This is a genomic window from Rhodoblastus sp. (genome assembly GCF_041915505.1).
Taxonomy (GTDB): domain Bacteria; phylum Pseudomonadota; class Alphaproteobacteria; order Rhizobiales; family Beijerinckiaceae; genus Rhodoblastus.
In genome coordinates, this window is record NZ_JAYSBG010000123.1 from 1 (window position 1) to 1,439 (window position 1,439).

1 protein-coding gene and 1 pseudogene are annotated in these 1,439 nt (G+C 65.0%); both read left to right on the forward strand.

The features are described 5' to 3' along the window. The coding region (locus ACE3S9_RS09625; protein ID WP_374546237.1) for a DUF1553 domain-containing protein at window positions 1–1,187 on the forward strand (1,187 nt) is incomplete at its 5' end. A 31-nt stretch (window positions 1,188–1,218) separates the two neighbouring features. Further along, window positions 1,219–1,439: pseudogene (locus ACE3S9_RS09630) on the forward strand (DUF1501 domain-containing protein); the annotation flags it as partial.

Here is a 1,439-nt window from a genome sequence, read left to right on the forward strand (position 1 = left end):
CCAAGGCCGATCTCGAAAAATGGCTGAAGCTCGCCCGCGCCCTGCAGCAATCGGTGAAGGACAGGCCGGAACAGGGCTCCGACACCATCACCGGCGTCGAGGAGCTGGGCCATCCGGACGCGCCCAAGACCTTCATCCTGTTCGGCGGCAATCACGAGCGCCCGCTCGATGAAGTGCAGCCGGCCTTCCCGGCGGCGATCTCCGCCGACGATCCGGGAATCGTTCCGACGCCGACCTCGTCGGGCCGCCGCACCGCGCTGGCCAATTGGCTCGCCAGCCCGAGCAATCCGCTGACGGCGCGCGTCTTCGTCAATCGCGTCTGGGCGCAATATTTCGTCAAGGGCATCGTCTCCACCGTCAGCGATTTCGGCAAGGCGGGCGATCGTCCGAGCAACCAGGAGCTGCTGGATTATCTGGCCGACGATTTCGTCAATCACGGCTGGAGCATCAAGCATCTGCATCGCGAGATCCTGCTGTCGCGCGTCTATCGGCAATCGTCCGAGGAGCGGCCGGAAGTGGCCAAGGCCGATCCCGACAACCGCCTCTACGCGGTGTTCCCGCGCCAGCGCCTCGACGCCGAGGAAATCCGCGACGCCTTGCTGCAGGCCTCCGGCAAGCTGGTCGACAAGGTCGGCGGCCCGTCGGTGTTCCCGCCCGTGCCGAAGAATCTCGGCGCCGGCGCCAATCAGTGGAACGTCTCGAAGAACAAGGACGACTGGTATCGCCGCAGTCTCTACATCTTCACCCGCCGCTCCGTGCCCTATCCGCTGATCGAGGCGTTCAATTCGCCGAACACCCAGCTCGTGCACAGCGCGCGCGAAGTGACGACGACGCCGTTGCAGGCTCTGGCGCTGCTCAACAACGAGCAGGTGCTGGAACTGTCGCAGGCGCTCGCCGGACGCATCCTCAGCGCCGGCTACAAGGATGACGGCGCGCGCGTCGAAGGCCTCTACCAGATCGTGTTCTCCCGCGCCCCGGACCCGTTCGAGAAGGAGGCCCTGCTCGCCTATCTCGACAGCCATTCCAAGGTTCTGGAGGAGAAAGCCGACAATAGCGGCCGCCTTCTGGTCGCGACCCCGATCGGCTTCAAGCTGAGCCAGGGCCAGATCGATCCGCTGCGCGCGGCCGCCTTCGTCGACCTCGTCCATGTGGTCGTGAACTCCAATGACTTCGCCTATCGCTTCTGACCGAAATTCGAGCCTCCAAAGGACTGAAATCATGGCAAATATCATCACTTCCCGCCGCGACGCTTTGATCAAACTGGGCTGGGGTGCGACCGGGCTCATGCTGAGCACGGCCCTGCCCGGCGGCGGCTTCATGGCCGCCGAGGCCGCCAATCTGGTCGATCCGCTCGCGCCGAAGGAGCCGCATTTCCCGGCCAAGGCCAAGACCGTCATCTGGCTGCACATGGACGGCGCCCCCTCGACGCTGGACCTGTT